This is a genomic window from Nostoc sp. 2RC (assembly GCF_014222165.1).
Taxonomy (GTDB): Bacteria; Cyanobacteriota; Cyanobacteriia; order Cyanobacteriales; family Nostocaceae; genus Nostoc; species Nostoc linckia.
Genome location: NZ_JACKZU010000391.1, coordinates 1 through 7,516, shown reverse-complemented (window position 1 = coordinate 7,516; position 7,516 = coordinate 1). Strand labels below are relative to the sequence as shown.

The 7,516-nt window shown below is 43.7% G+C and carries 6 protein-coding genes; 3 read left to right on the top strand and 3 right to left on the bottom strand.

From position 1 onward, the window contains the following. Positions 1-186: 186 nt before the first annotated feature. The 3 genes from GNE10_RS29535 to GNE10_RS29525 all read right to left on the bottom strand — a co-directional run bounded on the left by GNE10_RS29535 (position 187) and on the right by GNE10_RS29525 (position 2,717). Positions 187-546 (bottom strand): hypothetical protein, encoded by a 360-nt coding sequence (locus tag GNE10_RS29535; protein ID WP_185569279.1) that lies wholly within the window; start codon positions 544-546, stop codon positions 187-189. Positions 547-639: 93 nt separating this feature from the next. Beyond that, positions 640-1,140: a DUF1622 domain-containing protein gene (locus GNE10_RS29530; protein ID WP_185569277.1), complete on the bottom strand. Its 501-nt coding sequence runs from the start codon at positions 1,138-1,140 to the stop codon at positions 640-642. Between the two features lie 2 nt (positions 1,141-1,142). After that, a complete protein-coding gene (locus tag GNE10_RS29525) occupies positions 1,143-2,717 on the bottom strand; it encodes a GMC family oxidoreductase (protein WP_185569275.1) in 1,575 nt (524 codons plus the stop codon). 690 nt (positions 2,718-3,407) lie between these two features. Between GNE10_RS29525 and GNE10_RS29520 the strand changes: the two genes are divergently transcribed. The 3 genes from GNE10_RS29520 to GNE10_RS29510 all read left to right on the top strand — a co-directional run bounded on the left by GNE10_RS29520 (position 3,408) and on the right by GNE10_RS29510 (position 7,349). Further along, complete coding sequence (locus GNE10_RS29520) at positions 3,408-4,313, top strand: SMP-30/gluconolactonase/LRE family protein (RefSeq protein ID WP_185569274.1); 906 nt, start codon at positions 3,408-3,410, stop codon at positions 4,311-4,313. Then, a complete protein-coding gene (locus tag GNE10_RS29515) occupies positions 4,310-4,879 on the top strand; it encodes a DoxX family protein (RefSeq protein WP_185569272.1) in 570 nt (189 codons plus the stop codon). Before GNE10_RS29520 ends, GNE10_RS29515 begins: the two co-directional genes overlap by 4 nt. A gap of 370 nt (positions 4,880-5,249) precedes the next feature. Next, the gene (locus tag GNE10_RS29510; RefSeq protein WP_185569270.1) at positions 5,250-7,349 is read left to right on the top strand and encodes an alpha-amylase family glycosyl hydrolase; all 2,100 of its coding nucleotides are present in this window, start codon (positions 5,250-5,252) and stop codon (positions 7,347-7,349) included. Positions 7,350-7,516 lie beyond the last annotated feature (167 nt).

Genomic DNA, 7,516 nt, shown 5'->3' with positions numbered 1-7,516 from the left:
GTTTTACCCCACCCCTCAATCCCCTCCCCGAACTTCGGGGAGGGGATTGAGGGGTGGGGTAAAACCGCTGTGGGACAAGCGTTTAAGCTTAAGTTGACACCAATGGCGAGACGCCCATCCCACAAGAAATTTTATTGCAACATTTAAGGCTTGCCATCCACTACAGATACTTATAGAATTTACGACCTAAACGGAGTGTAGGGAAGCAATCCCAGCCTCAGGGGGTTTTGATAGTGCTTGTAATTCTTCCCAACTGTAGTGACGGGGTAATTCAATTGGTTTGCTATTGGCTCCTAATCCCAACTTAACTGTAGGCTGGAGTTCGTGAATCAATTCCTCGGCGTATTGTGCTAGTTTATTGCCTGCAACTCCACCAGTAATTGCTCCTGCAACGCCACCAATGGCAGCACCAACCTTACCAGCAATTGACCGGCCTAATGCCGCTCCAGCAATTCCACCTCCTACTGCACCCAATCCCATTGCAATAAGATGAGTATTAGAAGATGTTTGGTTTTGCATTTCTAAATTAGTTTGTTTATCATTCATAAATTTGTCCAGTTGTAAAGAATCGACAACAATCAACAGTCAACAGTCAACGGTCAACAGTCTTCTAAAAAATATTTTTTACTTTGAAGTCCCTTATCTAATATTTTCAATGCTTGGACGCTCCAATAAACGACGTTGTTCTCCTTGCTGAATTTCACGTTCTAAGAAATAATTCAGTAAAGTTCGCAGCAAAACAATCGCTCCCAAATTCAAAATATCTTGGCGAGTTGGTGCTACTGCTGTCCGCAAAATATCGCTGGCAACAGTGAATTCCAACCCCAATGCTAGGACTCGTCCCAATTGCAGACGAACTACTTCTGTGGCATCAAAATGTTGTTTGGAGCGAGAAAACAACAATTGCAAATAGGCAGCAATCCCTCGAATTACTGCTGTGCCAATTACAACTGCTGCGGCAATTTCTGTGCCTGCGGCTAAATAACCGACAATAACTTTCAGCCATGTTTCTAAAGGAGTAGTTTCCCTAGCCTCTCCCCCGCCTTCTACATTCAAACTCAACAGCAAAACTAATCCAAGAATTAAAGCTAGGGGCAATAGCAAAGTAATTAATGAATTGCGCGATCCCTCTGTTTTCATGTTTACTTTATTCTTTGAGTTATGCAGTCACCAACGCGCAAAGCATTGGCCATAATTGTTAATGTCGGGTTAACGCCTGAATTTGAGGGGAAAAAACTACTATCTACAATATACAGATTATCAACATCATGGGTACGGCAATTGAGGTCAAGAACTGAGGTTTGGGGATCTGTACCAAATCGACAACTACCGCATTGATGGGCTACTGCTTGTTCTGGTATATGAGTGCGGGGATAAATGCTAAATGGTAGAACGTGTTTAGCACCACGGGAAACTGATTTGAGTACAGATGTCCAACGGTGAATTAGGCGATCGCTTGCTTCAATATTATTAGGTGTGTAGTCAATGTGAATCCTGTCACCTACCACACGAATCCGATTATTTGGATCTGGTAAATCTTCTGTTTGCAACCACCAACCTACCGATCTCTGTGCTAACAAATGTCGCTCAAAATGAGGAATTAACTTGACAAAGGGAGCCATTAATGGTGGGGCTTCTGCGGGAATCATATCAGCTAGGACATTACCTGTATTCTGCACCATACCCATTGGATAAGGAAAATCAGGTTCTCCCCAGTAAAAATCGTTAACGGCGATGGTTTTTTGAAACTGAGCGTGATTTACATCTAGATGTATTGAAACTATGGCAGTTTCCGACTGTTTCATGAAATTCCGCCCCACCAAATCGGAACTGTTGGCCAATCCGTTGGGATGTTTGTCGTTAGCAGAACGTAACAGTAAAGCAGCTGAGTTAACAGAACCACAGGCAACCACCACAATATCGCCTGTAAACCAATGCTGCTTGCCAGCTATTTCTGCTTCTATCTTTGTAACTTCTCGTCCCGACTCACTAGTATGCAACCGTAACACCTTAGCATTAGTCAAGAGGGTAACATTCGCATATTTTTCACAAGCCGGACGAATAGCATTAACATCAGCATCAGCTTTTGCGTGTACTAGGCATGGGTAGCCGTCAAATGTATCACAACGAATACAGGGGCTATTGGTGCGATCGCTTTCATTCAGCTTTAATCCTAGTGGTAGGTGGAATGGGTAATATCCCAGTTCGCGTATACCATCGGCAAGAACCTGCATATCCGGTTCGTGGCTAACTGGCGGATAAGGATATGGCTGGCTGCGGGGTGGTTCGGTTGGGTCTTCTCCTTGCTGACCATGCACGTCATACAGCTTTTCTGCTTCTGTGTAGTAAGGCTCAAAGTCTTGATATTTCAAAGGCCATGCCGGAGAAATCCCGTCTTTATGAATTACCTTTTCAAAATCTCGCTCCCGCAATCGTATTAAGGCCGCACCATAAAGTTTAGTATTGCCACCAACCCAATAACCTGTCTGGGGTTGAAAGGCTTTACCTTCTTTGTCGTACCATTCCTCATCGGTATGATAGCGATGTTTTTGATAAACTTCCTGTGGGTTCCAGTTAGCTTTTTCTCTCGGCAAAAAATCGCCTCTTTCTAAGACTAAAATCTTTTTACCTGTAGGTGCAAGACGATGAACTAGTGTCCCTCCACCTGCTCCTGTACCAATAACGATAATGTCGTAATTTTCTGTGATGCTCGTCATAATTTCATACTTATTACCACTAAATCAGTCTTAATCTGGCGTTTTCTATAAAGTCATTTGCCAATACTTTGAGCTAGTTTTTATTTTTTTTGAAGAAGAATACAGAATTCAGAATGGGTTAAACGCCCCGCTACCGCTAACAGAATTCAGCAATCTTGACGCTACGCTCGAAGACTCGCTCTAAGCGTACCCCTGCTCTTAAGCAAGTTACGCGTAGCGTCTCTAAGAGTTGCCATACCGCAGTCTTTACGCTGCGCTATCCGCCAGTCGTACAAAATACCTTTCCTGTATTCTGACGACTGACGCCAATATTGCTGTTTGATAACCCTATATAGTTCTCAAGATAGATTCTTTTACTTAGAGTAAAACTTTAATTAAAATACTGCTTCCACCCAATGGATTATACCGATTAAAAATTCACATATTACGAAAGCTAATGAACTTATAATAAAGCTCCAGATTTATCAACTAAAGTATCAAAACTTGAATTATAAGCAGCACTTATTAACGATAAAAGTTCATTGTTTTAACGTAATCTATATCTATGGTTTGAGGTAAATATATAACAACAAAATAACAATGAAGTTGAGACAAATTACCTTTGTTTGGAAATTTAGTGTAGCTTTATAGCAATTTAGTTGAAAGTGCTATTTTTTGTGAGCGATCGAGTTTAAATAACAGGAGATTCCTATGGCTGAAGCCATTGAGATTTATGACCATCGCTTGGGTGCTATTGTATCTCCGGATGCTGCACTGCAAAAACTGGCTAACGGTGCAGTTCACAGCGAAGGCCCTGTTTATATCCACGAAGACGATAGTGTTGTGTGGAGCGATGCTCACGGCAACCGCCTATTACGATGGAGTCTCACCGATAATGTGAGCGTTCTACGGGAGCCATCTGATTATCAAAGCGGTAATTACCGAGACTTGGAAGGTCGTTTGGTGGCGTGTTCGTCCGGTTTGCGCGCCATCATCCGCCGTGAAGGCGATGGAGAATGGAAAGTTTTAGTCGATCGCTACCAAGGTAAACGCCTCAACAGTCCCAATGACTTGGTAGTTAAAAGTGACGGTACAATTTGGTTTACCGATCCGCCCTATGGAATTACCGAGCCAAATCAAGGTTATGGTGGCGAACAAGAACAACCCGGAAGTTATGTATATCGCTTTAACCCAGCAACAGGTGAGATTTATCCTGTGGTAACAGATATGGTACGCCCAAATGGACTGGCTTTCAGTCCAGATGAAAGTTTGTTGTATGTTTCAGATACAGCTGCATTTAATATTCCAGGCGGGCCTCATCATATTCGCGTCTACGATGTTGTAGATAGTCGATGGGCAAAAAACGGACGCGTGTTTGCAGTCATCGAACCAGGACAACCTGATGGACTGAGGGTTGACGAACATGGCAATGTTTTTACAACTTCTCAAGACAGCGTACAAGTATATAGCTGTGATGGAACTCCATTAGGAAAAATTTTCGTACCGGAAACATGTGCTAACCTGACTTTTGGTGGTAAAGAACGACATCGCTTATTTATCACAGCCGGTCATTCCTTGTATGCGATCGACCTTCAAACCCGTGGTGTACAGCTATGATTTATCAATTTGTGCTGGGTATAGCGATCGCTATGTGGGTACTACCAAAGGTAATCACTTTTATATTAGTTTCAGTTAATTATTCATTCCTTGGCCCTTATCTTTTAAGTTCTCTGACTCATGCATATCCTAGCGGAATCCCAGGATTAGCACTTTTACTGCTCAGAGTTAGCGTTGGCGGTTTGTTTTTGCTCCACGGCTACCCCAAAGTAAAACATCTGCGTCGCTGGGCAGAATCCATCAATACACCAGTGTTTCTTTGCTTTATATCTGCGTGGACAATGTTAGGTGGTGGATTTTTCCTAATCTTGGGATTTCTCACACTTTTGGCAACTTTGCCGATTTTGGCTTCTATGTTATTTGCTATATTGTTACATCTAATAGAAGGTAAGCCCTTTGTGGCTACAGATCCTTATTTAATTCCCGGAGATCAGTATAAAGGCCCTTTAGGAAAAAGCGAACCACCTAGTTGGGAAAAAGCCTTTATGTATTGCGTGATGCTAATTGCGATCGCTGTTTTTGGCCCTGGTGCTTATTCCCTAGATGCTTTAATTTTTGGAGGGTGATGAGGAGGAAGAAAAAACAGGCCGATCTGAACTCTATTGCCTGATAGTGCTTAAAACGATTGAATACTCACAAATTCCTCACAATTTTTTCTTATTTTGATACTCACAATTGGTTTATATTTTGGTGTTGTGCCCAAATATAACTAGAAATCTGCAATATGGACTGAAAAGGCTGTTTAGCTTTAATGTAGCAATTCTTTATACCCTTATGGTATAAGTATTTTTAGACCATGTTGCCAGATATTATACGCATCCTATCTCAATATTTGTTGGATGCCGTTTGAATTTTGGGAGTGTTCCGTTAGTTTCTAACTCCTCTAATCACAATTAGAACTTTTTCATTCAGCCTTACTTATTTGGAATAAAGCGAATGACAGCAGATCTTTTAGCACGGAAGGAAACATCCTTCGTTCTTTGGCATGTCGGCAATACTACTCCAGTTCCATCTTTAATCGTTGGGCAAGTAAAACCAGGCGCACCATTAACCTTCATCGATAAACAGGAATTCCCCTTGACGCAAGTTCCTGGTTTCCCAGACCTTTGGGAAATTTCAGCAACAAAATGCAACCTTAAAGATGGTGAAGTTTATCATTACTGGTTTGAAGTTACCGTCAGTCATCCCGATCCTAATCGAGCTGGTAAGCGTCTGCGGGTTACTGACCCCACTGCATACATGGTAGATTGGCGTTTAACTCCCTTCGTCGATTCTCCCTTCAATGATGACGATCGCTACCCCCCGGCTGTAATCAAATGTGCGATCAAAGATGGAGTCGCCAAACTTGTAGCTGCTGACTTGGGTGGGGAGGAAATTAGCTTTCCTCATACAACCAAACTTGAGACCCTACCAACGAATAACCAGTTGGTGATTTATGAACTCCCCACCACCTGGTCGCGATCGTCGGAAGTCGGGGGGCGTAACATGGGTGTTGGTACTTTCCTTGATGTGGCTGCCCTCATTGAAAAAGATCTCGAAGCTCCAGATTTTTCTGAGCTTGATGTGGTAGAGAAAGGAAAGTCTTATTTAACTGAACTCGGTATCAACGCCCTCGAACTTCTTCCTCCCGCCGATAGCACTTATAATCGCCAATGGGGCTATGGCACCACTAACTACCTGGCTCCAGACTTTGAACTCGGCTTACCCAGCTTCTACAGTTGGAGTACACCAAACCGCGACCTTGCCAAGCTGATCGATATTTGTCACACCAATGGCATACGCTTTTTTGTGGATACGGTCATGGCTTTCTCGAAAAACAACCCTTATCTTGCGGTGGCGTGTGACGACTTCTTCATCCTCGACCCTTCTCAAGCTAAATCAGACCCAGACGCTCACAACTCACGTGCTAAGGATGATAATAACCTGCGTAACGCTTACGGGGCTTCCCTTTTCCGCTACGCCAAAATGCTTCGAGGATACGATCCCATATCGGGGAAAGTTCAAACTATCTCGCCTGGTCGTCAACTGATGAAGACCGCACTAACCCGTTGGATGAATGACTTCCACATTGACGGACTGCGACTTGACAGCATTGAAAATGTTTATAATTGGGACTTTATTCAGGAATACAAAGATCTTGCTCGCGAACTCAATCGGCTGCGCTTCGCAGTACAAGGAGCTAGCGGTGCGGAGGAACGTTTCCTGGTTGTTGGTGAAGAACTCAGTGAACCCAAAGCCCTCCTATCCCAACAGCGACTCGATGGTCTTTGGCACCAAAGCTTTAAGGACTACATCCGCATGGCTCTCATCGGTCGCCATCACGAAAGCGAACCTTGGAACTTTGCCGAAACAGTCCGTAAAGCAATTGATTGTCGTCGATTCGGCTATTCTGACCTGACTCAAGCGATCCTTTATCTGACTTCCCACGATGTCGAAGGCTACCGAAACGAACGTCTCTACAACTTCTTTCAGGAAAATGGCGTTTCTGATTGCGAAAAACGTTTCAAGTTGGCTTTCACCTGTCTCCTTACAGCAGTTGGCATTCCCATGATTCTTGCTGGTGACGAATTTGCCGACCAGCACAATCTTTTTGACGCTAAGGGAAATGTTAATCAGGAGGGTGGTAAGCAAGTCGATCCCGTACACTTTGGTCGCCTTGCCGATCCCTGGCGTAAAAACGTCAAGGATTATGTCTCTCGCCTCATTAAATTTCGCACCAGCTATGATGCCCTTGCGGTTAACGACACGGACTTCCTTCACGTCGATTTGAATGACAATAAGCGAGTGTTGGTGTGGCGTCGGGGTCGCCTTAACTCAGACAAACAGGTTGTGGTGGTCGCAAACTTTTCTGATTTCATAACTTCCAATGCAGAAAGTCCTGGTGCTGAATATTTTGTAAACAATTGGCCTGCTACTCCACCAGGAAAACATTGGTACGAAGTTTCACAAAAGGATGCCAAACGTCTTGTCGATTCTAATCGAGTAGGGCGTGAACCAATATATTCCTGGGAAGCTAAGGTTTATGCCTTGTTCTAATGAATACAGTATTGAATTCTCAGTAGAACCCAAAATTATTTGTTTGGGCGGGGTGTAGAGAACGTGTAATACCGATTCAAAAAATGTTTGCGACAGATACCCCACCCGCCTGACGGCACCCTCCCCTTGGCAAGGGGAGGGTGCCGTCAGGCGGGTGGGGTATCTGT